The organism is Bradyrhizobium genosp. L (genome assembly GCF_015624485.1).
GTDB lineage: Bacteria > Pseudomonadota > Alphaproteobacteria > Rhizobiales > Xanthobacteraceae > Bradyrhizobium.
Window position 1 is genome coordinate 3,979,792 of sequence record NZ_CP061378.1, and the last position, 26,024, is coordinate 4,005,815.

Sequence of the window (26,024 nt, forward strand, 5' to 3'; positions counted from 1 at the left end):
AAGCGAACTAGCATTCCGGCCATTGCTCATCCCTTTGGCTGACCCCTTGCTTTGGTTCCGAGCGTTCGCATGTCGCAACAAGGTCCGGTGCTCATCGTGACGGCGGCCGCAAGGCCCACCTTCGCTGCCGTGCTCGATGAGACCAAACTGTTCCCGGTGGTGACCACCGACTGGAACGAGGCCGGCCGTGCCATCGAGCAGGTGAAGCCGGCAGCGATCCTCGCGGCAGCCGAGATCGCCGATTTCGCGGCCCTGGCGATGCTCGCCAAGCGTGCCGCCGCCCGCGCGCCGTATCTGCCGCTGATCGCAGTCGATCCCTCGACCACCCTGCCCGACACCGCGATGGCGTTCTTCCAGCGCAAGGGCCAGCCGGATCGGCTGATCGCGCGTCTCAACGCCGCCCTGCGCGTCCGCGCGCTGCACGCCACCGTGATGCGGCGGCTGGTGCCACCGGCGCCGATCGCGCTCACGGACGTCGATCCGGTCGGCGAAGCGACCATGCTGCTGATCGGCCGCGGCGGCGCCTACCCGGCGCTGTCGGTCGCTCTCGGCGAACGCGCCGGCGTGGTCGGTGCGCTCAGCATCGAGGCCGCCGCGAAGCATCTTTCCAATCGCGACATCGACGGCATCGTGCTGTCGGAAGGCTTCACCACGCGGGTGATGGATGCGTTCCTGACCGTGCTGACCGAGGATGTCCGCTTCCGGCCTCTGCCCGTGATCGTCGCCTCGGGCGAGCTCACGCACCGCTACGACCTGCCCAATCTCGAAATCATCGCGGCCGGGCCGACACGGATCGCCGATATCGCATTGCCGATGATCCGTCAGCACGCCTTCGAGGCGCGGCTCAGCCGCATGCTGCGCGCGATCGACGCCAAGGGCCTGATCGATGCCCGCACCGGCCTGCTCACCAAGGTCGCATTCGACCGCGACTTCGCCACCGCCGTCTACCAGACCGCCGAGCGCGGCGGCGCGCTGTCGGTCGCGAAGTTTTCGTTCGACAGCGCCAATCCCCGCGCGCAATTCGACGGCGCGCGGATCATCAGCAAGCTGATGCGCCAGGCCGATTTCGGCGCGGTGCTGGACGACCAGTCGATCATCGTGGCGTTCGCCGGCACCGATTTGCGCAACGCGCAGGCGATCACGCGGCGCCTCGCCAGCGTGATGCGCCACACCAACCACGGCCGGCGCGACACGCGGAGCGAGCCCGCCGTCACCGTGACTGCGCTGCTGTCCGGCGATTCCGCAACATCGCTGCTGGCGCGCCTGATGCAGACGCCGGAGCGCGCCGCGTCGTAATGCCGATCATGTAGGGTGGGCAAAGGAGCGCAAGCGACGTGCACACCATTCTGGCTCGGTGCTCGTGAGGGTGGGCACGCTTCGCTTCGCCCACCCTACAAAGTCGCAATGACGTGGAGCGACTACGCCCTCACGCCGCCTTCTTGCTCTCCGCGAGATTGGCGAGCTGCCGCAGGATCTCGGTAGTGCCGGCGAGACGCTCTTCCGGCGTCTCCCAGTCCTGGAAGAACACCACCTTCATGTCCGGCCGCACCTTGGCGGCTTGGCCGTGCTGGCGAATGAACATCACCAGCCGATCCGGATGAGCGAAGGAGTTGTCGCGGAAGGTGATGACGGCGCCCTTCGGGCCGGCATCGACCTTCTCGACATTGGCGCGGCGGCAATAGGCCTTGATCGCGGCGACCTTGAACAGATAGCGCACCTCGTCGGGCAGCACGCCGAAGCGGTCGCGCATCTCGACGGCGAAATTGTCGATCTCGTCGTCGGTCTCCAGATCGGCGAGCCGGCGATACAGCGACAGCCGTACCGAGAGGTCGTTGACGTAATCCTCGGGGATCAGCACCGGCATGCCGATCGTGATCTGAGGCGACCAGCGGTCCGCCGCGGGCTCTGCGACGCCGGCCTTGAGGTTGATGATCGCTTCCTCCAGCATCGACTGGTAGAGCTCGAAGCCGACCTCCTTGATGTGGCCGGACTGCTCTTCGCCCAACAGATTGCCGGCGCCGCGGATGTCGAGATCGTGCGAAGCGAGCTGGAAGCCGGCGCCCAGCGTCTCCAGCGATTGCAGCACCTTGAGCCGCCGCTCCGCCTGCGCCGTGATCTTCTGCTGCGCCGGCAGCGTGAACAGCGCATAGGCGCGCAGCTTGGAACGGCCGACGCGGCCGCGCAGCTGATACAGTTGCGCGAGGCCGAACATGTCGGCACGATGCACGATCAGCGTGTTGGCGTTGGGGATGTCGAGGCCGGACTCGACGATGGTGGTCGAAAGCAGGAGGTCGTATTTGCCGTCGTAGAACGCCGACATGATGTCCTCGATCACGGTCGGCGGCATCTGGCCGTGGGCGACCGCGACCTTCATCTCCGGCACGTTCTTGTCGAGGAAATCCTTGACGCCGGCGAGGTCCTCGATCCGCGGCACGACATAGAACGCCTGCCCGCCGCGGTAGCGCTCGCGCAGCAGCGCCTCGCGGATCATCAGGGGATCGTGCGGCGCGACGAAGGTACGCACCGCCAGCCGATCGACCGGGGGCGAGGCGATGATCGAGAGCTCGCGGACGCCGGTGAGCGCCAGTTGCAGCGTGCGCGGGATTGGCGTCGCCGACAGCGTCAGCACGTGAACCTGGGCGCGCAACTGCTTCAGCCGCTCCTTGTGGCTGACGCCGAAATGCTGCTCTTCGTCGACGATCAGCAGCCCGAGGTCTTTGAACTTGATGGCCTTGCCGAGCAGCGCATGGGTGCCGACCACGATGTCGACGTGGCCCTCGGTGAGCCCTTTCTTGACCTGGTTCAACTCCTTGGTCGAGACCAGCCGTGAGGCCTGCGCGACATTGACCGGGAATCCCTTGAAACGTTCGGTGAAGGTGCGCGAGTGCTGCCGCGCCAGCAGCGTCGTCGGCACCACGACCGCGACCTGCTTGCCTTCCAGCGCCACCGCAAAGGCCGCGCGCAGCGCCACCTCGGTCTTGCCGAAGCCGACGTCGCCGCAGATCAGCCGGTCCATCGGACGGCCGATCTCGAGGTCTTTCAAGGTCGAGGTGATCGCCCCTAACTGGTCCTCGGTCTCCTCATAGGGGAAGCGCGCGCAGAACTCGTCATAGACATGCGGCTGCAGCGGGAATTTCGGCGCCTCGTGCAGCTGTCGCTCGGCGGCGATCTTGATCAGCTCGCCCGCGATCTCGCGGATGCGGTTCTTGAGTTTTGCCTTGCGCGCCTGCCAGCCGCCGCCACCGAGACGGTCGAGCTCGGCAGTGGCGCTGTCGGAGCCGTAGCGCGACAGCAGCTCGATGTTCTCCACCGGCAGGAACAGTTTGGTCTCGGCGGCATAATGCAGCTCGAGGCAGTCATGCGGCGCGCCGGACACCTGCAACGTCTGCAGCCCGACGAAGCGGCCGATGCCGTGCTCGACATGGACGACGAGATCGCCGGTCGCGAGAGACGTCACCTCCGAGATGAAATTGTCGAGCTTGCGGCTCGCCTTGCGCGGCCGCACCAGGCGGTCGCCCAGGATGTCCTGCTCGCTGATGACGGCGAATTCGTCGGTCTCGAAGCCGCTTTCCATGCCGAGCACGGCCAGCATGGTCTCGTTGCGCGGTGTCGCCTGCACAATGCGCCAGGTATTGACGCTGGTGGTGTTCAACAGCTTGTGGTCGCGCAGCATCGCGCCCATCCGGTCGCGCGAGCCCTCGCTCCACAGCGCGATGATCACCTTCTTGCGCTGGGTTTGCAGTGCGCCGACGTGGGCGACCACGGCCTCGAATACGTTGACGTTGCCGTCGGCCCGCTCCGGCGCAAAGCTGCGGCCGGCCCGCGCACCGGCGTCGAACACCTCGGTCGAGCCTTCCGGCACAGCAAACGGCGTCAGCCGCGCCAGCGGCACCTCGCCGAGCAGTTTGGTCCATTCGGCCTCGGTTAGATAGAGCTTGTCGGGCGGCAGCGGCTTGTAGATCGCGCCGCCGCCGGGATGCTCCAACGCCTCGCGGCGCGCCTCGTAATAATCGGCGATCTGCGTGAAGCGTTCGCGCGCGGCGTCCTCGCCCTGCGGCTCGATCGCGACGGTGGCGCCATCGAGATAGTCGAACAGCGTGTCCATCCGTTCCTGGAACAGCGGCAGCCAATGCTCCATGCCGGGATGGCGGCGGCCTTCTGAGACGGCCTCATAGAGCTGGTCGTCGCGCTCCGGCGCGCCGAACGCCGCCACATAGCCCATGCGGAAGCGGCGGATGGTTTCGGTGGTGAGCTGGAATTCGGAGACCGGGACGAGATCGAGCCCGCGCATGTCGAGATGCGTGCGCTGGGTCTCGGCATCGAAGGTGCGGATCGATTCCAGGCTATCGCCGAAGAAATCGAAGCGCACCGGCTGTTCGAGACCGGCAGGAAACAGATCGAGGATACCGCCGCGCACGGCGTATTCACCGGGTTCGCGCACCGTGGAGGAGCGCGTGTAGCCATTGTGCTCGAGCCAGGCGACGACTGAATCCATCGGCACGACATTGCCTGGGGCGACCGACAGCGCCTGCGAAGCGACCTGCTCGCGCGCCGGCACGCGCTGCACGGCCGCGTTCACCGTGGTCAGCACGATCAGCGGCTTGTCGCTTCCCGCGAGCCGCGACAGCTTCGCCAACGTGGTCAGGCGCTGCGCCAGAATACCGGCATGCGGCGACACCCGATCATAGGGCTGGCAGTCCCAGGCCGGGATCTGCATGACGCCGATATCGGGTGCGAAGAAAGACAACGCGCGCGCGAGCTGAGCCATCCGCGCGCCGTCGCGGCAGACCACGGCAAGGCTGACGGCCGGCCGCTTCGGCTTCGCCGCGATCGCGCGCGCCAGATCCGAGATGACGAGCCCCTCGGCACCCTCGGCCACATTGGCGATGGTCAGCACATGGCCCGGCGCCAGCAGCGCGGCAGGAGACTTGGCAGGCTGTTTCATGCGCCGTGGTCCGCCGGCCTAAACGCCTTGATCCGGGCGAACAACGCGGTGGCGTATGCCGCCGGCAGCACCTTGTCGCCGGTCAGCGCGGCATAGAGATCGGGATCCGGCAGCTCGATCAGGTGCTCGAGCTCGTCCAGTTCCTGGTCGGTGAGATCGGCGATCGCCGTATCCGCGAAGCGGCCCAGGATCAGGTCCATCTCCCTGGTGCCGCGGTGCCAGCAGCGAAACAAAAGCCGCTTGCGGCGGTCATCGAGCCCATCGCTCGACCGTGTCGATCCCGTCATGTCGCAAAATCCATCCAACGCGAAATGCCCGGACGTGCCGGGCGGGGTTGATATAGCGACCGCGACGGCCGATGTCAGTATCCGTTGTGCATCGACCCCTACCAAATCGTCATGGCCGGGCTTGACCCGGCCATCCACGTCGTGGCCACAAAAGACGTGGATGCTCGGGACCAGGCCGGGCATGACGGTGAAGATTGGTCCTAGGTTTCCCGAATGCGCCCCAGCCTGCTCAATCCGTTGTTTGCCCCGGTCACGACCCTGCCAGGCGTCGGCCCGAAGCAGGACAGACTGTTGCGCTATCTGCTGAGCCGTAGCGAGACGCCGCGGCTGGTGGACCTCGTGCTGCATCTACCCGCCAGCGTGATCGACCGCCGCGCCCGGCCGAAGATCCGCGACGCCACTGTTGGAACCGTGGTGACGCTGGAGGTCACCGTCGACCGCCATCGTCCACCGCCGCCCCGCAATGCGCGCGCCCCCTATCTGGTCTATGCCAGCGACGACACCGGCGACGTCGTGCTGACTTTCTTCCGTAGCCCGCCCGGCTTCGTCGAAAAACTGCTGCCGGTCGGCGAGAAGCGCTACGTCTCCGGCACGCTGGCGATGTATGACGGCATCCCGCAGATCGTGCATCCGCACCCGATTGTCGACGAGGCCGCTTTTGCAAAACTCTCCGGCATCGACCCGGTCTATCCGCTGACCGAGGGGCTCGCGCTCGGCTCGCTCCGCCGCGCCATCGCGCAGGCACTGACCAAGCTGCCGGAGCTGCCGGAATGGATCAGCCCCGAGGTGCTGCGCCGCTGCCACTTCCCGCCAATCAAGGAAGCGCTGACCCGCGTGCATGTGCCGGTCGAGCTGACGGACATCTTGCCCGACGGCCCGTTCTGGTCGCGCCTGGCGTTCGACGAATTGCTCGCCGGGCAGCTCGCGCTGGCGCTGATCCGGGCCACGCTGCGCCGGCCCGCCGGCGTCCGCAACGCCGGCGACGGCCATCTGCGCAACAGGATCATCGATGCCCTGCCCTACGCGCTGACCAAGTCGCAGCAGGACGCGGTTGCCGCGATCACCGAGGATTTGCGCCAGCCGGTGCGCATGCTGCGCCTCGTGCAGGGTGACGTCGGCTCCGGCAAGACCGTGGTGGCGCTGCTCGCCGCCGCAGCGGTCACCGAAGCCGGCAAGCAGGCCGCGCTGATGGCGCCGACGGAAATCCTCGCGCGCCAGCACATCAAGACCATCGCCCCGCTGGCCGAGCGCGCCGGATTGAGCGTCGCAATCCTCACCGGCCGCGAGAAAGGCAAGGAGCGCCGCGAGTTGCTGACGCGGCTTGAAGCCGGCGAGATCGATCTCCTCGTCGGCACCCACGCGCTGATCCAGGACGACGTGATCTACAAGGCGCTGGCGCTCGCCGTGGTCGACGAGCAGCACCGCTTCGGCGTGCGCGAACGGCTTGCACTAACCTCCAAGGGCGAAGCCGTCGACGTGCTGGTGCTGAGCGCGACGCCAATCCCGCGCACGCTGGTGCTGACCTATTTCGGCGACATGGACGTCTCGGAGCTGCGCGAAAAGCCCGCCGGCCGCCAGCCGATCGACACCCGCGCAGTGCCGATGAGCCGGATCGAGGACGTCATGGACGGCGTCGGCCGCGCGGTCGCCGCCGGCAAGCTGGTCTACTGGATTTGCCCGCTGGTCGATGAATCCGAGGCCGAAGGCACCGAGCACCTCACCAACGCCACCGAGCGGTTCGAGTCCCTGCAAAAACGCTTCGGCGAACGCGTCGGCCTGGTCCACGGCCAGATGAAGGGCGCCGAAAAGGACCACGTGATGGCGCAATTCGCCGCCCACGAGATCGGGCTGCTGGTCGCCACCACCGTGGTCGAGGTCGGCGTCGACGTGCCGGCCGCGACCATCATGGTGATCGAGAACGCCGAGCGCTTCGGGCTTTCGCAACTGCACCAGCTGCGCGGCCGTATCGGCCGCGGCTCGGAGGCCTCGACCTGCCTGTTGCTCTACAAGGAGCCGCTCGGCGAGATGTCGAAGGCACGGCTGAAAGTGATCCGCGAGACCACGGACGGATTCAGGATCGCCGAGGAGGATCTGAAGCTGCGCGGCGAAGGCGACGTGCTCGGCATCCGCCAGAGCGGCCTGCCCGGCTACCGCATCGCCCGCTCCGAGGTGCACGCCCAGCTGATCACGCAAGCCCGCGACGAAGTGCTGCGCATCATGAAGGACAATCCGAAGCTGAAAGGCGAGCGCGGCGAAGCCCTGCGCTGCCTGCTTTACCTCTACGAACGCGACGAAGCCGTGCCGCTGATCGGGGCTGGGTGAAGGGCCTTACCCCTCGACCTTCGCCGGCGTCGTTGCCGGCCGCAGCGAGGCCTGGTTGGCGATGCGGGCGGCGTTGGCCATGCCGGCGAGCGCCGCGGCCTTCTTCTGATCGGTCGTGCCGGGCTGCACCACGCCGGCCGACATGATCAGCGTCGCGGCATCTTCCGCGGTCATCTCGACCTCGATGATCTTGCTCCGCGGCACGTAGAAGAAGAAGCCGGTGGTCGGGTTCGGCGAGCACGGCAGGAACACCGAGATATGCTCTTCGTCGCCCGGCAGGCTGGCCGCGAGGTCCTCGCTCGGCGACTGCGAGATCAAGACGATCGACCACATCCCCGGCGAGGGAAACTCGACCAGGCCGACACGGCGGAAGCTCGAGCCGTTGCCCGAGAACAGCGTCTCGAACACCTGCTTCAGCCCGCGATAGATCGCGCGCACCGCCGGAATCCGCCCGAGCAGCCGCTCGCCGAGATCGACCAGCGTGCGGCCGATCAGATTGGCGGTCAGGAAGCCGAGCAAGGTCAGCGCGATCACGGCGACGACGAGCCCCGATCCCGGCAGGCCGAACGGCAGATAGGTTTCCGGCCGATAGGCGGTCGGCACGAACGGCCGCACCAGATTGTCGACCCAGGTGACGAACCACCAGGTCAGATACAGGGTGATCGCAACCGGCCCGGCCACCACGAGGCCGGTGAGGAAATAGTTGCGGAAGCGCGCCATCAGCCCGCGGGGGGCATCCGGGGGCACGTCACCCGGCGTCACGGGAGGCACTTGGTTGGACGTCATTGCGGTTCCAGGTCGTCGCAGCGGGCGGAATCGAACGCATGACCCTGGAAAACTTTGCGAACCGGTTTCCGAAAAGATCGTGCGCAAACAACAAGCTAAAGCGCGATCTTGATCGCGCTCCAAAACAGCTATGTCATCCTAGCAGGTTTTTGAAGGCTGCGTGATGTCGTCACTTGCGACTATTCGACCGTCACCGATTTGGCCAGATTCCGGGGCTGGTCGACGTCGGTGCCCATCACCACGGCGGTGTGATAGGCCAGCAGCTGCACCGGCACGGCGTAGACGATCGACGCGAAGGTCGCGCCCATGTCAGGCATCACGATCGTCACCAGCGACTGGATGGTCGCCTCTGCCGCGCCCTTGGCGTCGGTCATCAGGATGATCTTGCCGCCGCGCGCGGCGACCTCCTGCATGTTGGAGACGGTCTTCTCGAACACCTTGTCGTAGGGCGCGATCACGACGACCGGCATGTGCTCGTCGATCAGCGCGATCGGGCCGTGCTTGAGCTCGCCGGCGGCATAGCCCTCGGCGTGGATGTAGGAGATCTCCTTCAGCTTCAGCGCGCCTTCCAGCGCCAGCGGATAGGCGGTGCCGCGGCCGAGATAGAGCACGTCGCGCGATTTGGCGATCTCGCGCGCCAGCTTCTCGATCTGCGGTTCGGTGGTGAGCGCTTCCGACATCAACCGGGGGATCTCGACCAGACTGTGCACCAGCTTGGCCTCGTCGGCATCGGAGAGCTCGCCCCTCGCCTTGCCCGCCGCGACCGCAAGCGACGCCAGCACCATCAGCTGGCAGGTGAAGGCCTTGGTCGAGGCGACGCCGATCTCGGGGCCGGCCAGCGTCTGCAGCACGGTCTCGCTCTCGCGCGCGATCGTCGAGGTCGGCACGTTGACGACCGAGAGCGTGTGCGCGCCTTGCGCCTTGGCGTAGCGCAGCGCCGCCAGCGTGTCGGCGGTCTCGCCGGACTGCGAGATGAAGATCGCGAGATCGCCCTTGCGCAGCGGCGCCTCGCGGTAGCGGAATTCGGAGGCGACATCGAGCTCGACCGGCAGCCGGGCCAGCCGTTCCAGCCAGTATTTGCCGATGAAGCCGGCATAGCTCGCGGTGCCGCAGGCGACCACCGAGACGCGTTGGATATCCTTGAAGTCGAACGGCAGCTTCACCGGCAGCATGACGCGCTCGGTCGCCAATTCGACATAACGGGCGAGCGTGTGCCCGACCACTTCGGGCTGCTCGTGGATCTCCTTGGCCATGAAGTGGCGGTAGTTCGCCTTGTCGACCAACGCGGTCGCCATGGTGTGCTTGATCGCCTCGCGGTGGACGATCGCATTGTCCTTGTCGAAGATCGTCGCGCCCTTGCGGTTCAAGACCACCCAGTCGCCGTCCTCGAGATAGCTGATCGTGTCGGTGAACGGCCCGAGCGCGATCGCGTCCGAGCCGAGATACATCTCGCCCTCGCCATGCCCGATCGCGAGCGGCGGCCCGTTGCGCGCGCCGATCATCAGGTCGTCCTCGCCGGCGAAGATGAAGCCGAGCGCGAACGCGCCGCGCAGCTGCGACAGCGCCGCCCGCACCGCCTCGACCGGCGCGACGCCGCCCTTCAAGAGATCGTCGACCAGATGCACCACGACCTCGGTGTCGGTCTCGGTCGAGAACACCGTGCCCTTGGCCTCGAGGTGCTCGCGCAACTCGCGGAAATTCTCGATGATGCCGTTATGCACCACGGCGACGCGGTCGGTTGAGTGCGGATGCGCGTTGTTCTCGGTCGGCTTGCCGTGCGTCGCCCAGCGGGTGTGGCCGATCCCGGTATGGCCGCCGAGCGGCTTGGTGCCGAGCTTGGCCTCGAGATTCCTCAGCTTGCCCTCGGCGCGGCGCCGCGCCAGCGCGCCGTTCTCCAGCGTCGCGACCCCGGCGGAATCATAGCCGCGATATTCGAGCCGCTTGAGCGAATCCACCAACTGCTCCGCGACCGGAGCGCGTCCAAGAATGCCGACGATGCCGCACATGCGGTTTGATATCCCCAAATCGCCGAAAATTTGCCCGAGCGGCGACACGGTCCCTTAACGGGAATCGCCGCTCCGACGATACTCAATAATTATTGCGGATTGCGACAGTCTTAAGCGGCAAGGCTGACGCGAAGGGCTGGTTAACTTCGGCTAACCGGATCGCTTCGCATCGGCCTTAAAGCAAGGGCGTCAAATGGGCTCGACACCCTCGCGATAGCTCTCCGCCTCGGCCTCCTCCGCCGTCACATGCCCCATCCGCTTCGCCCCGAATCCGGTCAGGATCGGAACCAGGATCGCCGTCATCAGGCAGGAGGTCGCGACCAGCGCGGTGGCGGCCTGCGCCACCGGCCTGAAGCTCGGGACCATGTTGGCGATCAGGCCGCGAAGGCCGACAATCGGATCGAGGTCGCCTTCACCTGAAAGGCGCAGCGCCAGCCGCTCCAATCCGGTCGGCCCAATCGCCGTCATCGGCCGCTGATGATCGTCGGCGCGGTGCCGTCGGCAATGTTCGCGAACAGCAGATTGTTGCCCAGGCTCTGCGTCGCACCGCTGATCGCAGTGGTGTTGGAATTGACGCTTGAGTTCTGCACCGCAACCGTTCCCCCCGTGGCAATGCCCGTCGAATTGAACGAGATTTGCGACGAGCTGACGCCCACGAACGCACCGCCGTCGACCTGGATTCCCGACGTGGTGTTGGCGGTGAACACCGAGTTCTTGATCATGACGCGTCCGCCGCTGCCGACGGCAAGGCCATAGCTGTTATAAGCGGAGCTGACGTTGTCGAGTTCGGCCCCGATCGTCCCGCTCGATGGCGCGACGAGGATGCCGACGCCTTGAATGTTCACGATGCTGCTGTTGCGGATCACCAGCACCCCAGGTCCGGCCCGGTGATCCTTGATTCCGGGCATGAAGGAGGTACTCACAAGGACGTTCTCGAGGTAAACGCTGGCCGCGGCGATGATATCGATTCCACCGCGACCAAATCCGTCTATCGCGATATTCCGGAGCGTAACGATTTTCCCGGGGGCGTTAATGGTGATAGCTTCGGCATTGGCGCCTCCACCTGACGCAACGCAATCGATCACGACTGAAATGGTTATCGTAGCACTTCCAAAATAGCCTGCATCGACGCACTGAATGGCCCCGCCGTCGCTCGTGTGGCCCAGCGCCACGCTGAGTGACTGGCACGGGGTGTTTATGAAGCAGCCGTTTGTGTCTTGTCCCTGGCCTGCAAGATAAGTGATCGAATTCTGCGCTCTTGCCAGCGAGGTCAATTGGACGGTGAACGCCGCGGCCGTCAGAACGATCGCAATCAACGTCAGTAAACGCTTCATGGCTATTGCTCCGTGGGAGAAAAAGGGGGTGGCGTGGGTCCGACGGCTGAAAACCGCGCGGCGGGCAGCGTGAGCCGATCACTGCCCGCTGACGATCGTCGGCGCGTTGCCGTCGTGAACGTTGGCGAAGATGCGGTTGTTGCCCAGGCTCTGCGTCGCGCCCTGGATCGCAGTGGTATTGGAGACGACGGTGGACCCTTGCAGCGAAACCGTCCCCTGTGCGGCGACGCCGGTCTGATTGAACGAGATTTCGCTCGAGCTGATGCTCACGAACCCGCCGCCATCCACCTGGATTCCCGTGGTGGCGTTGTCGGTGAACACCGAGTTCTTGATCATCACGCGGCCGCCGCTGCCGACGGCGAGCCCGTAGGTGTTGAAGGCCGATTTCACGTTGTCGAGTTCGGCGCCGATGATTCCGGATCCCGGTGACACGACGATACCAGGTCCTTCGTTCTGGACAATGCTGCTGTTGCTGATCGCCAGCACGCCCGGCCCGTTGCGATGATCGTAGATTCCAAATTCAGAGGCGGACCGGGCAATCAGGACATTCTCAATATAGACGGTGTTGGCGGCCACGATCTCGATCACCGCAGGGGCCGATCCAGCGGAGGCGTTCCACTCGTTCACAACGAGATTTCGGAGCGTGATCTTGTCGCCCCCCGCGTTGATTTTGATCGAGTACACATTTGTGCCCCCGCCGCCCGCGAGGCAGTCGATGGTGACCCCGGAGGTTATGGTGATGATCCCGCCAAAATATCCTGCATCCAGGCAACTGAGAGAGCCGTTGGTCGGCGTCACCGCGAGCGCCCGAGTGAACGTCGCGCAAGGCGCAGCCAAAGAGCAAGCGTTCGCATCATTTCCGTTGTGGGACACGTATGTCGTGTTTGGCACGAAGTTTTGAGCTCTCACTTCCGACGTCCATCGGACCGCAAGCACCGCTGCGGCGAGAACGATCGCAATCAGGCAAAGTACGCGTTTCATTTCGATTGCTCCTTGGTGGCAAAGTGACATTCGAACGGGGCCGCGCGGTTGGTAGCCGTGCCCGGCTCCCGCTTGCTAATATCAACTCGACGGCGGTGGCGCGTCGGGCGCCCCCGGGCAATCACTGTCCGCTGACGATCGTCGGCGCGGTGCCGTCGTGAATGTTGGCGAAGATGCGGTTGTTGCCCAGGCTCTGGGTCGCGCCCTGGATCGCGGTGGTGTTGGAAACGACGGTCGAACCCTGCAGCGCAACCGATCCGCCCGCGCCGATGCCCGTCGAATTGAACGAGATCTCGCTCGAGCTGATGCTCACGAACCCACCCGCATCAACCTGGACTCCCGAGGTCGCGTTGTAGGCGAACACCGAGTTCTTGGCCATCACGCGCCCGCCGCTGCCGACGGCGAGGCCATAGTTGTTGTAGGCGGAGTTGACGTTGTCGAGCTCGACCCCGAGGCTCCCGCTCGCCGGCGCAACCAGAATGCCGACGCCGCTGCTTCCGACGATGCTGCTGTTGCGGACGACCAACCCGCCCGGGCCGGTGCGATGATCGTAGATTCCAGGGCCAGAAGGATTTCCGGAAGTGGTGACGTTCTCGAGAAAAACCTGGCTCGCGGCAACGATTTCGATCGCGGGTCCGGCAGTATAGCCACTCAGGCCGGTGATACCGACGTTGCGCAGCTTGACGATTTGGGACGGCGCATTGATGACGATCGAGGCTGCACTGATGGCAGCCCCCGCGACGCAGTTGATCGTGATCGATCTGTCGATGACGATATTGACGTGATTGGCGATAATGTTGAAATTCGCTGCATCCACACACTGCACGACACCACCACCAAAATTCTGGGCAATGGCTCGCGGAAGGGTCGCGCAAGCAGTGGCGGGGGTGTAGCAGGAGCTGCTGTCGCTGCCCGAGCTGGACACGTACGTAAAGATGGATTGAGCGTTCGCTTCCGACGACCATTGAATGGTCAACAGCGTTGCGGCGAGAACAATCGCAACCACTTCAAGTAAGCGCTTCATTTCTATTGCTCCTGGAAAATGACATCAAAAACGGGACGGTGTGGTTCAATCGTCGTCCTCGGCTCCTCTTTTCAGTTGTCGTACCATTCGCGGCGGCGTGACTGTCCCGTGGCCGGGAAAGCGGACTTGCCTTGTGGCATCGGCTGCGCCGAAGGCCGCAGCGGCAGCACCGCGGTCCGATCAGCCATCTCGAAGCGCGCGTCGCGTCGGCTGACCGAACGCAGGGTCCATCCGTCGCGACCTCCGCCGGTGGAGAGCTTGACGATCCTGTCGGAGGTCTCCTCGCGAAATACGCCGGTTTGCAGCGATGGGCCGATGATCGTGCCGATCAGCACCAGCGCTGGATGTTCCGGCAGTGAGACGACCGGCGCAGGAGGTGGCGGCCTCACCGGTGCGACGGCAATCGCGCGCGGAACTGGCGGACGGCGCGAAGCGGCAAAGATCGGGCGCTGCGTAGTGGCGGAGAGATCGCCAAGAGCGACCAGCCACAACGGATTGTGCGCGACGCGTGTGTCCTTCGAGGCGGCGTCAAGAACCGCGGGCGCCGCTTGCGTGCCGGCGGCATGCGACTGTGCAGTTGCCGCCAGCAGCCCGAGCGTCAGCAGCGGCAGCATGCGGCGACGCGTGCGGCGGAGATGTCTGCACAGCGCGCCGATCCCGCGATCGGTCCGCCGCGGTGACCCGACCGCAGCTTGCTGCATTGCCGGCATGGTGCCTCGACTTCCATTCGCACTGAAACACGTACGACAGTCTGACACAGTTTGCCGGCGTGGGTTCAATCGCTGCCGTGCAACTTCGCGCGCCACCGCTGGTCATCAGACCCGCCGGACTTTGCAAATTGCGAACTGCGCGGTCAGTCCGCCGGCAATCGGCGGCACATGATCGCGAGGGGCGCGCGCATCTGCCCAGGAGCGCGATGAGCGTCGGCAAATCGCCGTCGCGCCTAAGCCCGTCGCTTTCCGGAGCGACGTTTTCGAGAACAGCAGCACACTTATCGAAATCACGCTCTGACGCGAAGCGGGCTTTGCGTTTTGCGTACAATCCGGGGTTCACCGGCTACGACCGCGTCAAGTTGACGCAGGGGCCGGTCGCCGGTAATGTTTGGCAATATTGTCCCGGTATCGGGGCTCGGCTGGCCCGACCTCGATGCCCTGAAATGTGCCTTTTCATGGAATCCGATTGCGGACCGAAGCGGTTTTCGACCAGCGGCCTACCCGAACGCGAACGTCTCTCCCGATGGCGCGAGGAGTTCGGGCGGACCGTGGTCCGGGTGAACATCGAGCCGCTCGAGCCTGACGCCCCGTTTTGCGCCGAAGCCATCCTGCAGCGCCTTCCGGGCGTGGCGATTGCGTCGTGCTCCGGCTCGGCGGCGCGACTGGATCGCACCCGCGCGCTCGCCGCCGAAGGCGGCGATGACCTGGGGCTGATCGTCAATCTCGGCGATCCGGCGCTGGTGTGGCGGTCCGGGACGGACACCACATTGCGGGAGGGCAGCGCCGTTGTTGTCCGTCGGGACGAACCGGTCCTGTTGTGCGGCTCACGCCACCTCAACCTGGTGTTTCCGCGAACGGCGCTCGCGATGCGCGCGAATGTCGATTCCGCGGTCATGCGGGTCATCCCGCCCGACGATCCAGCACTGCGACTGCTGATCAGCTATCTCGGTCTGGTTCAGGCCGATCCGGAACTGGATCAGCCGATCCTGCAGCAGAAGATCGCCGACCACATCCACGACCTCGCCGCGTTGGTCATTTCTGCACATCGCGTCCCCCCGGAACATGCGGCGGGCGGCGTCGCGGCGGCGCGGTTGGCCGGTACGCTGGAAGATATCGGCAAGCATTTTTCCGATCCGGACATGACGGTCGCGAGCGTGGCAAGCCGGGCAGGCATCTCGCCGCGCTATCTTCAGGTGTTGCTGGAAAAGTCGGGCGTGTCGTTCACCGCCCGCGTCAACGAGCTCCGGCTGAAACGCGCGTTCGAGCTGCTGGTCCGGTTTCCGAACCGGCCGGTCTCCGACGTCGCCATGCAGGCGGGATTCTCCAACGTCTCACATTTCAACCGCTTGTTCCGGCGCCGGTTCGGCGATAGCCCGAACGGCGTGCGCGGCCGGGCCTGAGGCCCGCGCGGGCTACGGCGCGGTCTGGTGAGAAACTCCAGGAGCGTTGCCGGACAGCAACTCACGACGTGCCCGGCAATGCTGCGTGCAACCTCTGCGTCCGGTCGCCTGGAAACGATCGCGATCAGGCGGCGGCCCGCTCGCACGCCGCGAGCGCATCCTCGATTTGCCGTACGACAGCAGCCGTAGGCTGCCTTTCCCTTTGCAGGCGTCGGAGCTGGTTCCAGAGGCGGATGATGTTTTGCTGCCGGACCGCGTCGAGATCGGCAGCCCTCGGATTGTTCGCGTGCATGTCCTCGCGCTCGCGCTTGCCTATGCCTTCGCGCATTTAAGAACATAACACGAACAAAAAGTCAAGTCCGCATTAAGAAAATATTCCTCTTGGCATCCTACCCAACTCAGCTGTCTAATGTCCGCGTCTCACCCGATCGAGGGGCGCTTCGCGGTCGTCATGAGCGCGGTGTGAGATGCGGTGGACGCGGAGTGTGCGAAGACGTAGCGCGCGCAAGGCGGACGGTGAAGTCGTGCAGGCCTGACGCCCTAGTGGCAGGTGTTGATTCCTTTGACGCGAAAGCGTTGCGGATGACGGTGACACAAAAGCCCAGTCTCGCCGGGGCGAGCACGTATAAGCCGTAACCCATCGCGCAGGGAAAGCCGGGTTGTTCCCGGTTACACCTGTGGTCCTACCCCGGTGCTTTTTGTTGCACCGGGCCCATGGGTGCGATCGGCACCCGGCTTTCCCTGCGCCCTCTGTTCACAGAGCGGCGGAACGAACAGCAGACTCGGACAATTCATGTCGCGAGAACGCGAAGCTATATCCCCACCCACAACTGTCATCGCCCGGTTTAACCGGGCGACCCAGTACGCCGCGGCCTCTCGGCTCAAGCACGACTGCCTCTGGAATACTGGATCACCCGCATGCGCGGGTGACGACACCGCGGTGGTGGTTGGTGAATCGAGAACGACCCACAGCGTCGTCCTGGAAGGCCAGGACCCATTACCACAAGCATCAGTCGTTGCGCGACGCTGTGGCCACGATTCCGTTCACGATCAAATTCGGTCGTTATGGGCTCCTGGCCTTCGCCAGGACGACAATCTCTTCGTGGGAGCGGAAGCGAACGCGCCACGTCCAATCGTGCGCCTCACTTGCCCTTCGCCGCCTTCTCTTTCGTCTTCGCCGCACGATAGCGCGCGGCGCCGCCTTCGCGGATCATCTGCTGGCTGCGCTCGACGGCGAGTGCGTCGTCGGGGACATCCTTGGTGATGACAGAGCCGGAGCCGATATAGGCTCCCTTGCCGATCTTCACCGGGGCCACCAGCGAGGAATTGGTGCCGACGAAAGCGCCCTCGCCGATCTCGGTCTTGTGCTTGAGGAAGCCGTCATAGTTGCAGGTGATGGTGCCGGCGCCGAGGTTGGAATTGGCGCCGACATGGGCGTCGCCGACATAGGACAGATGATTGACCTTGACGCCGGCTTCCAGCACCGCGGCCTTGGTCTCGACGAAATTGCCGATCCGCGCGCCGTCGCCGAGCGAGGTGCCGGGCCGCAGCCGCGCATAGGGGCCGACCGAGACCTTCTTGCCGATCCTGGCTTCCACGATATGCGAGAAGGAATGGATCACGGCACCGTCCTCGATGGTGACGCCCGGACCGATCACGACGAACGGCTCGATGGTGACGTCCTTGCCGAATGTGGTGTCGGCGGCGAGATAGACCGTCTCGGGCGCGATCAGGGTGACGCCGGCCTCGAGCGCCTGCTTGCGCAGCCGCGCCTGCATCACGGCCTCGGCCTCGGCGAGCTGCGCCTTGGTGTTGATGCCGCGCACTTCGTCTTCGCTGGTTTCGATCACGACGGCCTCCAGTCCCAATTGCCTGACGATGCCGACGGCATCGGGCAGATAATATTCACCCTTGGCGTTGGCGTTGCCGATCTGCTCGAGGATCGCGAGCGCCTTGCGGCCATCGAGCGCCATCACCCCGGCATTGCACAGCGTGATCTTGCGTTCCTCGTCGCTGGCGTCGGCGTGCTCGCGGATCGCCGTGAGCTTGCCGTCCTTGACCACGAGCCGGCCATAGCCGGTCGGATCGGCGGCACGGAAGCCGAGCGCCGCCAGTGCCGCGCCCTCGCGCAAGGCTGCACGCAGCCGCGCAAAGGTCTCGGCCGAGATCAGCGGCGTGTCGCCGAAGGCGACCAAGAGGTCATCGGCGCCTTGCGCAATCGCATCGCGCGCCGCCAGCACTGCATGCGCGGTGCCGTGCCGCTCGCGCTGCACGAAGATCTGCGCATCGGGCCGCACCCGCCGCGCCTCGGCGGCGACCGCCTCGTGATCGGGGCCGATCACCACGGCGAGCCGCGATCCCTCGCCGGCGGCGGCGGCGCCCAGCACATGCGACAGCAGCGACTGTCCGGCGACGGGGTGCAGCACCTTCGGCAGCGACGAACGCATCCGCGTCCCCTCGCCGGCCGCAAGCACCACCGTCAGGCTCGATCGCGCAGTCATCAGGTATCCTCAAGATTCCGCGCGACACGGCGCGCCGCGATGTCTTTAATTGTTTTCCCGGGGAGAAGAAACCGATTCGCCCCCGTAGCGGTGCGGATTCAAGTTCCGTCTGCATTTCCTGTTAATCTTTACCTTGTGATTCGGCGGGCCTTGAGGAGGGCCAATCGCGCCTTGGCCAAAGATCCCGATAAGCTTGCGACGGATTTGCAGACCGATGACGGCCTGCTCGGCAGCGTGCTCGCCGAGGAGAAGGAGTCCGGCCGCCGACTGGCATGGCGGCTCGGCACCTGGGGCGTCGTTGCGGTCGGCGCCGTCGCGGTTGCCGTCATGGCCAATCAGTCGGCGTTGGTGCTGAAGCGCGACCAGCTCGCCGCGGCCGATATCGCGCACCAGGCGCAGCAGCTGCAATCGCTCGCCAAAGAGAGCCACAACGAGACGCGCCGGCTGGCGTCCGCAATCGACACACTCAACGGCGACCGCGACCGGCTGTATTCCCGCGTCACCACGCTGGAGCAGAACCTGGATTCCGTTACCGGCGCCATCGCCAAGCAAGCGACAATGCCGGTGCCGTCCCCGTCGACGGCAGCTGCGACGCCCGGTGCGCCGCCGGTCGCCGTGCCCCCGGCGCAACCCGTGGTGCCGGCGCCTGCGCCTTCCGTCGCCCCGGTCGCCTCCACCCAGCCCGTCGCGCCCGATAAGCCGGCGGCGCCCGACAAGGCCGCCTCCGCCGACAGCAAGGCTGCCGCGCCAACCGAGAAACCTGCCGCCGCGCCGGAGAAGCTCACCGCCGCGGACAAGAAGCCGCTGCCTGCCGGCAAGTCACAAACCAGCGCCGACACGACTCCGCCGACGGCGATCGACCGTCCGTCCGCAGCCTCGGCAACGCCCGCGCCCGCTGCGAGCCCGGCGGCATCGGCCGCGTCGATCGCGCCCGACGACGGCAAGCCGTCCGCGCCAACACCATCGGCGCCGCTGGTCGCCGAAAAATCGATGATCGGACCGCCGGATCCAGCCGCCGGCAAGCTGATCGAGCCGATCAAGCCACCATCGGCCAAGGACGTGGCCGCCGCGCCGATGGCGACGGCGGCTCCGACGGCCGACGATGAAGAGAGCGACGAGGCCGATGCGCCGAAGGCGCAGGTGCAGCGCACCGAGTTCGGCGTCGATCTCGGCTCCGCGAACTCCGTCAACGGCCTGCGCGCGCTGTGGCGCGGCCTGTTGAAATCCAAGGCCAATGCCACGCTGGCGGCGCTGCGGCCGATCATCGTGATCAAGGAAAACAGCAACGGGCTCGGCATGCAGCTTCGCCTTGTGGCTGGGCCGCTGAACGATGCCGGCACCGCCGCCAAGATCTGCGCCGGGCTGCCCCCGAGCCATCGCAGCTGTGAGACCGCGATATATGAGGGCCAGCGCCTGACCTTGAAGCCGGACGAGCCGCCCGCCGCCAGCAGACCCGCGCAGCCGCATCGGCGGATGCTGCCGAAGCGCGCCGCGGCGCCGCCACCAGTAGCCGAGGAGAAGAAGCCGGAGCCGACGACGATCTCCTCGATCTTCCGGCGGAACAGCCAATGATCCCGTTTACTCAGAGGATTGCGGCGAAGTTCTCAACCGCTTTCACGGCCTCTCGCCGCGCCTTGTCCCGTCCCGCTTTCCCGACCATAGTGCGGCGATGACAAAACCTCCGTTCCGCCTCTCCCCCTATCAGGTCCAGTTCCTGCTGGTCGTGGGCTTCCTCACGGTCGGCTACGCACTGTATCTGCGCTATCTCGGCATCGAGTTCTCGACCGTCGCGCTGGCCTGCGACGCCGGCACGCAGACCATGATCTGCAAGGCGCGGGCGCTGTCGACGGTCTTGTTCAAGAACTCGGTGTTCGGGATCACGGCGCTGGTCATCGCGGTGCTGAACCTGATGCGGCCATCGATCGTGCTGTTGACCGGCGGGCTGATCGCCGCCGGCCTCGGCATCGTGCTCTACAACATCGTGCTGTCGGGGCTCGCGATCGGGCTGTTCATCCTGGGTTTTGCGCGGCCCGCGCCCGCCACAGCGTAGAGGCAAGCAGCAGATACATCGCAACGGTCCAGTCCGACTGCCAGTTGATGGTGCCCTCGTTGTAGATCATGTAGCCGGCCGCAATCGTGAGCAGGCCGGCGAACACGGCCTCGGTGAGCGGGCGGGCGCCCTCCTTCCGCCGGTTGAGCATGGCCAGCAGCGCGAACGGCACCACCGCCATGGTCAGCGAGGCATAGGGGAAATCGCGGTAGCGCGGATCGAAGGTGAAGCCGAGCGCGGTCTCGGCTGAAATCACGGTGGTCACGGCGAGCGCGATCGCGAGCAACGCCATCAGCACGCCCTTGCCGCGATAGTCGCGCGGACCGAGCAGCTCGAGGAAGGTCGGCAGCGAGCGCCCGGCAATCAGCGCATGCGCCGACAGCAAGGGTGCCGCGATCGCGGCGGCCAGCAGCACGCCCCAATGCAGCCAGCCGTCGGTGCCGTAGCTCTCATAGGCCATCTTGTCGACGGCGATCCCGAGCAGCGCCCCCGCCGTCGTCGCGGAGACGGCGACTGCGACCCAGGCCGACGGGCGCGGCGTCCAGGGCCGGCGCCGCAGCGTCAGCCAGGCCGCGAGGAAGGTCGCGACGCTGAGCGCCATGCCGCACCCCATATAGAGCTTCCAGGCCGGATAATTGCTGATCGCTATGCCCGGCGGATACTTCACCTGCCGGTGCACCGAATCGAACAGGCCCCAATAGCCGCCGACGGTGCCCTCCAGCCGGCGCTTCCACGGCTGGTCATAGGCCTCGATCAGGTTGACGCGAAATCCCTCGCGCTTGGCGAGGTCGAGGATATCGGACACCACCCTGGCCTGGTTGGTCCGCGACGGCAGCGCGCCCTCCCGCATCCTCCCCTCGCTCGGCCAGCCGGTCTCGCCGATCAGGATCTCCTTGCCGGGGAATGCGCCCGCCATCCGCTTGCGGATCTCGTCGACATGGGCGGCGGCGAACTTGGCCTTGACCGGCATGTCCTCCCAATAGGGCAGGATGTGAATGGTGACGAAGTCGACCGCGTCATAGATCTCGCGATTCTTCAGCCAGAATTCCCAGACATCGGCATAGGTGACCGGGACATTGGCGGTGGCCTTCACCGCGCGGATGTTGGCGGCGAGATCGGCCGCCGTCATCTCGCCGCGCAGCAGCACCTCATTGCCGACGATCAGCGACGTGATGACACCGGGATATTCCTTGGACAGCCGCACTGCGATCGCGATCTGCTGCAAATTCTTGAACCGGTTGCTGCCGAGCCAGATGCCCTGCATCACCTTCAAGCCGACCTTGGCGGCAACGGCCGGCACCTGGTCGAGGCCGTTCTCGATCGAATAGGTGCGGACGCAATCGGTGACCTTGGCGAGGTCGGCGAGATCCTGCTGGATTTGCTCGACCGGAATCTGGGTGGTCGGATCGAGCGGCGTCTGGGTGCCGCGGAACGGCGTGTAGGACACGCATTGCAGCTTCGCGGCCGGATCGATCGGCGCGCGCGCAAGCGTAATCGGCGTGGCGAGCCACCACCACACGGCTGCGATCACGGAGAGCGAGATGAGGAGAAGCGCCAGCGGCGTACGAAGCGAAATCGGTTCCATCCTCCGGGGGACCGTCGAATTAGCCGGTCACAGCCCATCTGCCAAGAGCGGGAATCCGTCAATACCATGGTTGTCCTGCGACAGTTTTGCGCTGCTGCGATAAAGTTGTGAGCTTGCTGGACAAAATACCAAATTCCAGTCATGGGATTCCGCCAGAGTTTCCGCCGCACTGGAGACCTATTTGGACGGCATCACGCGAGCCGTTAGGATGATGATCCCGCGGGGGCAGGAACATATCGGGGAATACATGCGTCGACGGCTGCTTGAGTTGAAGAACACCGGTTTGCGTCACCTTGGCGTAGCAGGCCTTGCGCTGCTGATCGGCGCCGGCGGCGCTTTCGCGCAGAGCGGCTCGCCGAATCCGCCTGACCAGGCCAAGCAACAGCCCGGCAACGCGGCCGATGCCAACGCCAATGCCGTGAAGGAAGCCAACCAGCGCAAGGTCGAGGAATTCGTCGAGGCCCAGCAGGCCATCAACGGCCCGGCCGGCAATCCGGAATGCGTCTGGCTCGGCCGCCGAGTCGTCCGCCTGATGTGGAACGACGACCTCGACACCGCGTTCCGCCATCTCGACCTCTACGATCGCTTCGGCTGCCCCGGCGGCCATGTCCAGGCCGCGTTCCGCTGCCTGACCCGGTTCGGCGCCCAGATCGACGACAAGGTGCGCGGCAGCCTCGACGGCCGCATCCACGCCTGCTGGATCAATCCGGGCGCGCAGCCGCAGGCCGCGGCAGCTGCCGCAGCGCCCACCCCGGCACCGTCGACCGCCGGCAATGCCGCCGCTACGCCGGCCGCAGCGCCCTCGCCTGCACCGTCGCCGTCGGCCTCGCCGAGCCCTTCGAAATAGGGCCCGGTCGCGCCATCCGTGCCACGGGGATTTTTTCGCAGGCCGAACGGCTTGCGCCCTTAAAACGCCACCGCGGCATACCAGTTGTTAAATCGTCCGGCGGAGCTATCCTCAGCCCCGCCGTTTTGCCGGTCGAACCCAGGGGACGGGTTCGCTTAGTCCTCAATCTCAGGCCCCGTATGGTTTAACCGCGATGCGCGCCGTCGTCGCCGTCCTGTTGCTTGTCACTGCCGTTCACGCCGCGCTGTGGGGCCTGTTCCAGGAGAAGCAGTCGGCGCCGGATTTCCGCGGCACGCTGCCGAGCCTGTCCTACGCCCCGTTCGAGCCGGGCCATACCGTGGTCGACCTCGCAGCCGACACCGAGAAGGTGCGCGCGGACATGAGGAAGCTCTCCACGCTGTCACGCGCGGTCCGTCTCTATTCCTCGACCGAGGGCAATCAACTGGTGCCGCCGATCGCCGCCGAGTTCGGCATGAAGGTGACGGTCGGCGCCTGGATCGACAAGGACAAAGATCGCAACCAGCGCGAGATCGAAGCTGCCGTCGATCTGGCCCGACGCAACAGCAGCAACGTCATCGGCATCGTCGTCGGCAACGAAACCGTGTTTCGCGGCGAGCAGGTTCCGCTCGAGAACCTTGGTCCGATACCTAGTTCTGGACTTACCCCAGACGAGGCTGCCCGTTTTCGCGAAGAATCGGACCGGTTCCTTCGCCAGGAGTCCGAGCGCGTCCTGCGCGAGGAAGCTGAGCGACTTCGAGACGCCGAGGCGCAGCCCCAGGACAAGCGCGATGAAGCCATTAAATGGGCGATCGCGGAGAACAACGTCCATCGTCTGATCCGGGTGATCCAGCAGGTCAAGAAATCAGTCAGTGTCCCCGTGACGACTGGCGAAATCTGGAACATCTGGCGCGACCATCCGCAACTCGCGAATTCATCGGACTTCATCGCCGCGCACGTGCTTCCCTACTGGGAAAACTACACCGACAAACAGGCGGTGGACCAAGCGGTCGACCGCTACAAGGTGCTACGCGACACGTTCGGCGGCAAACGCATCATGATCGCAGAGTTCGGTTGGCCGAGCCAAGGTTACAACCTGCGCACCGCCGAACCCGGAGCGTTCCAGCAGGCGACCGTGCTCAGGAATTTCGTCGCCCGCGCCGAGGCCATCGGCATGGACTACAACATCGTCGAGGCGATCGATCAGCCCTGGAAATTCTTCGAAGGCGGCGTCGGTCCGTATTGGGGCATCCTGAACGCCGACCGTGAGGCGAAATTCGCCTGGACTGGCCCGATCACCAATCCGGACTACTGGAAGCTCGCGCTCGTCGCCGTCCTGGTCGGGCTGTTCATGTCGCTGCCGATCCTGCGGCTGGATGCGCCGACGGCGATGCAGGCGCTGTTGCTGTCGGTTGCGGCCAACGGCGTCGGCGCCTGGGCCGCCACTGTGTTTGCTTATTGGACTACGCACTATTTCGTCTGGGGCTCGGCGTTCGCGCTCAGCCTCGGCCTGGTACTCCTCGTTCCCCTCGTACTGATCGCAATGGCGCGGATCGAGGAGATCGCGGCTGTCGCGTTCGGCCGCGGCCCGCGCCGGCTGATCGCGCGGACCGAGCCGCTGGCGCCGGCGACGCTCGGCGAGAACGTCGCATTCCCCAAGGTCTCGATCCATATCCCCGCCTATTTCGAACCGGTCGAGATGTTGAAGCAGACGCTCGATGCGGTGTCGCGGCTCGACTATCCCAATTTCGAGTGCGTCTGCATCATCAACAACACGCCGGATCCCGAGTTCTGGCGGCCGATCCAGGATCACTGCCGTCAGCTCGGCGAACGCTTCAAGTTCATCAACGCCGAGAAGGTGCAGGGCTTCAAGGCCGGCGCGTTGCGCATCGCGATGGAGCGCACCGCCGCCGATGCCGAGATCATCGGTATCATCGATGCCGATTATGTCGTGCACGCGGACTGGCTGAAGGACCTGGTGCCGGCGTTCGCCGATCCCCGCGTCGGCCTGGTGCAGGCGCCGCAGGAGCATCGCGACGGCGACCGCTCGCTGATGCACTACATCATGAACGGCGAATATGCCGGGTTCTTCGATATCGGCATGGTCCAGCGCAACGAGGCCAACGCCATCATCGTGCACGGCACGATGTGCCTGATCCGCCGCGCCGCGATGGACAAGGCCGGCGGCTGGTCCTCCGACACGATCTGCGAGGACACCGATCTCGGCCTCACCATCCAGCAGCAGGGCTGGCTGACGCACTACACCAACGTGCGCTATGGCGAAGGCTTGCTGCCCGACACCTACGAGGCCTTCAAGAAACAGCGCCACCGCTGGGCCTATGGCGGCTTCCAGATCGTCAAGAAGCACTGGCGGCGCTTCCTGCCCGGCGCCAGCCGCCTGACGCCGGACCAGCGCCGCGAATTCTCGCTCGGCTGGCTCAACTGGCTCGGCGCCGAGAGCCTCGGCGTCGTGGTCGCGATCCTCAATTTGATCTGGGTGCCGATCGTCGCCTTTGCCGACATCGCGATCCCCGACAAGATCCTCACTTTGCCGATCATCGCCTCCTTCATCGTCTCGCTGGTGCATTTCGTCGCGCTGTACCGGCTGCGCGTGAACATCAAGGCCGGCCAGATGCTGGGCGCGATGATCGCGGCGATGAGCGTGCAATGGACGGTGTCGCGTGCGGTGGCGCAGGGCCTGATCACCGAGCACCTCGCCTTCGCCCGCACCTCGAAGGGGGGCCTGTCGCGGATGTCGATCGAATTCCAGGCGTTCTGGGAAGCCGTGATCGGCGTGCTGCTCTTGGTCGGCGCCGCGGTGCTGGTCGCCACCAACGGCTTCAAGCAGGTCCGCGAGATCTACATCTTCGCCGGCGTCCTCGTGCTGCAAAGCCTGCCATTCCTCGCCGCGGTGTCGATCGCGATCCTGGAGAATTCGCGGATCAACGAGTTCGCGTTCTGGCGCAACAGCGCGATCCGCACCGCGGAACTGATCGGCCTGCGCCCGGTCAGCCTGCCCTCGGTCGCCGCCCCGTCGCAGCCGGCCGGCTCCGAGATGCGGCGGGATGGCTGAGCCGAAGGCGTGAAAGGCCGTGGACGCTGCCGGCCGTCCGACCTCAAGAAGCGGCCCTAACGTCCAGTGGTATCGAGGCAAATCCGGCCCACGCCGGGGCAGCATTGCCGCACCGTCAGCTATTGACCCGATGCGCCCTGCCCCCTACACAGCGCGGGCTGGAGCATGATCCG

General features: G+C 65.5%; 19 protein-coding genes. 7 read left to right on the top strand and 12 right to left on the bottom strand.

The features are described from left to right. The first annotated feature begins 69 nt into the window (after positions 1-69). Entirely contained in the window at positions 70-1,296 is a 1,227-nt protein-coding gene (locus tag IC762_RS18735) for a GGDEF domain-containing protein (RefSeq protein WP_195783746.1), read from the top strand. Between the two features lie 130 nt (positions 1,297-1,426). On the opposite strand, the gene mfd is transcribed toward IC762_RS18735, so the two are convergent. Together mfd and IC762_RS18745 are read right to left on the bottom strand one after the other, a co-directional pair. Then, on the bottom strand, positions 1,427-4,945 hold the full coding sequence (mfd, locus tag IC762_RS18740; RefSeq protein ID WP_195783747.1) for a transcription-repair coupling factor: 3,519 nt from the start codon (positions 4,943-4,945) through the stop codon (positions 1,427-1,429). Continuing rightward, positions 4,942-5,232: a succinate dehydrogenase assembly factor 2 gene (locus IC762_RS18745; protein WP_195783748.1), complete on the bottom strand. Its 291-nt coding sequence runs from the start codon at positions 5,230-5,232 to the stop codon at positions 4,942-4,944. Before IC762_RS18745 ends, mfd begins: the two co-directional genes overlap by 4 nt. A gap of 213 nt (positions 5,233-5,445) precedes the next feature. On the opposite strand from IC762_RS18745, the gene recG reads away from it, so the two are divergent. Next, a complete protein-coding gene (gene recG, locus IC762_RS18750; protein WP_195783749.1) occupies positions 5,446-7,554 on the top strand; it encodes an ATP-dependent DNA helicase RecG in 2,109 nt (702 codons plus the stop codon). Between the two features lie 6 nt (positions 7,555-7,560). Here recG and IC762_RS18755 read toward each other — a convergent pair whose 3' ends face one another. From IC762_RS18755 to IC762_RS18785, 7 genes are all read right to left on the bottom strand, one after another. Beyond that, positions 7,561-8,340, bottom strand: coding sequence for a DUF502 domain-containing protein (locus IC762_RS18755; protein ID WP_195783750.1), 780 nt, complete (start codon positions 8,338-8,340; stop codon positions 7,561-7,563). Between the two features lie 179 nt (positions 8,341-8,519). Next, a complete protein-coding gene (glmS, locus tag IC762_RS18760) occupies positions 8,520-10,346 on the bottom strand; it encodes a glutamine--fructose-6-phosphate transaminase (isomerizing) (RefSeq protein ID WP_195783751.1) in 1,827 nt (608 codons plus the stop codon). A 189-nt stretch (positions 10,347-10,535) separates the two neighbouring features. Beyond that, on the bottom strand, positions 10,536-10,814 hold the full coding sequence (locus tag IC762_RS18765) for a 2-keto-3-deoxygluconate permease (protein ID WP_195783752.1): 279 nt from the start codon (positions 10,812-10,814) through the stop codon (positions 10,536-10,538). After that, the gene (locus IC762_RS18770; RefSeq protein WP_195783753.1) at positions 10,811-11,680 is read right to left on the bottom strand and encodes a right-handed parallel beta-helix repeat-containing protein; all 870 of its coding nucleotides are present in this window, start codon (positions 11,678-11,680) and stop codon (positions 10,811-10,813) included. The genes IC762_RS18765 and IC762_RS18770 overlap by 4 nt, the downstream gene beginning before the upstream one ends. 78 nt (positions 11,681-11,758) lie before the next feature. After that, positions 11,759-12,661, bottom strand: a complete 903-nt coding sequence (locus tag IC762_RS18775; protein ID WP_195783754.1) for a right-handed parallel beta-helix repeat-containing protein — start codon at positions 12,659-12,661, stop codon at positions 11,759-11,761. A gap of 121 nt (positions 12,662-12,782) precedes the next feature. Continuing rightward, positions 12,783-13,685, bottom strand: coding sequence for a right-handed parallel beta-helix repeat-containing protein (locus IC762_RS18780; protein ID WP_195783755.1), 903 nt, complete (start codon positions 13,683-13,685; stop codon positions 12,783-12,785). A gap of 71 nt (positions 13,686-13,756) precedes the next feature. After that, positions 13,757-14,395, bottom strand: coding sequence for a hypothetical protein (locus IC762_RS18785; RefSeq protein WP_195783756.1), 639 nt, complete (start codon positions 14,393-14,395; stop codon positions 13,757-13,759). A gap of 206 nt (positions 14,396-14,601) precedes the next feature. Here IC762_RS18785 and IC762_RS18790 point away from each other — a divergent pair, with 206 nt between their 5' ends. After that, on the top strand, positions 14,602-15,798 hold the full coding sequence (locus IC762_RS18790) for a helix-turn-helix transcriptional regulator (protein ID WP_195783757.1): 1,197 nt from the start codon (positions 14,602-14,604) through the stop codon (positions 15,796-15,798). Positions 15,799-15,922: 124 nt separating this feature from the next. Here the strand turns inward: IC762_RS18790 and IC762_RS18795 are convergent, their stop codons facing one another. Both IC762_RS18795 and glmU read right to left on the bottom strand, forming a co-directional pair. Then, positions 15,923-16,126, bottom strand: coding sequence for a hypothetical protein (locus IC762_RS18795; RefSeq protein WP_195783758.1), 204 nt, complete (start codon positions 16,124-16,126; stop codon positions 15,923-15,925). Positions 16,127-16,940: 814 nt separating this feature from the next. Further along, positions 16,941-18,299, bottom strand: a complete 1,359-nt coding sequence (gene glmU, locus IC762_RS18800; protein WP_195783759.1) for a bifunctional UDP-N-acetylglucosamine diphosphorylase/glucosamine-1-phosphate N-acetyltransferase GlmU — start codon at positions 18,297-18,299, stop codon at positions 16,941-16,943. Positions 18,300-18,470: 171 nt separating this feature from the next. On the opposite strand from glmU, the gene IC762_RS18805 reads away from it, so the two are divergent. Beyond that, on the top strand, positions 18,471-19,871 hold the full coding sequence (locus IC762_RS18805; RefSeq protein WP_195783760.1) for a hypothetical protein: 1,401 nt from the start codon (positions 18,471-18,473) through the stop codon (positions 19,869-19,871). 97 nt (positions 19,872-19,968) lie between these two features. Then, a complete protein-coding gene (locus IC762_RS18810) occupies positions 19,969-20,349 on the top strand; it encodes a hypothetical protein (protein ID WP_195783761.1) in 381 nt (126 codons plus the stop codon). On the opposite strand, the gene IC762_RS18815 is transcribed toward IC762_RS18810, so the two are convergent. Beyond that, positions 20,309-21,934: a beta-(1-6) glucans synthase gene (locus tag IC762_RS18815; RefSeq protein ID WP_195783762.1), complete on the bottom strand. Its 1,626-nt coding sequence runs from the start codon at positions 21,932-21,934 to the stop codon at positions 20,309-20,311. The two genes, IC762_RS18810 and IC762_RS18815, sit on opposite strands and share 41 nt — an antisense overlap. A 247-nt stretch (positions 21,935-22,181) precedes the next feature. Here IC762_RS18815 and IC762_RS18820 point away from each other — a divergent pair, with 247 nt between their 5' ends. Further along, positions 22,182-22,781 (top strand): beta-1-3, beta-1-6-glucan biosynthesis protein, encoded by a 600-nt coding sequence (locus tag IC762_RS18820; RefSeq protein WP_195783763.1) that lies wholly within the window; start codon positions 22,182-22,184, stop codon positions 22,779-22,781. Between the two features lie 193 nt (positions 22,782-22,974). Continuing rightward, positions 22,975-25,851 (top strand): glycosyltransferase, encoded by a 2,877-nt coding sequence (locus IC762_RS18825; RefSeq protein ID WP_195783764.1) that lies wholly within the window; start codon positions 22,975-22,977, stop codon positions 25,849-25,851. The last annotated feature ends 173 nt before the right edge of the window (positions 25,852-26,024 follow it).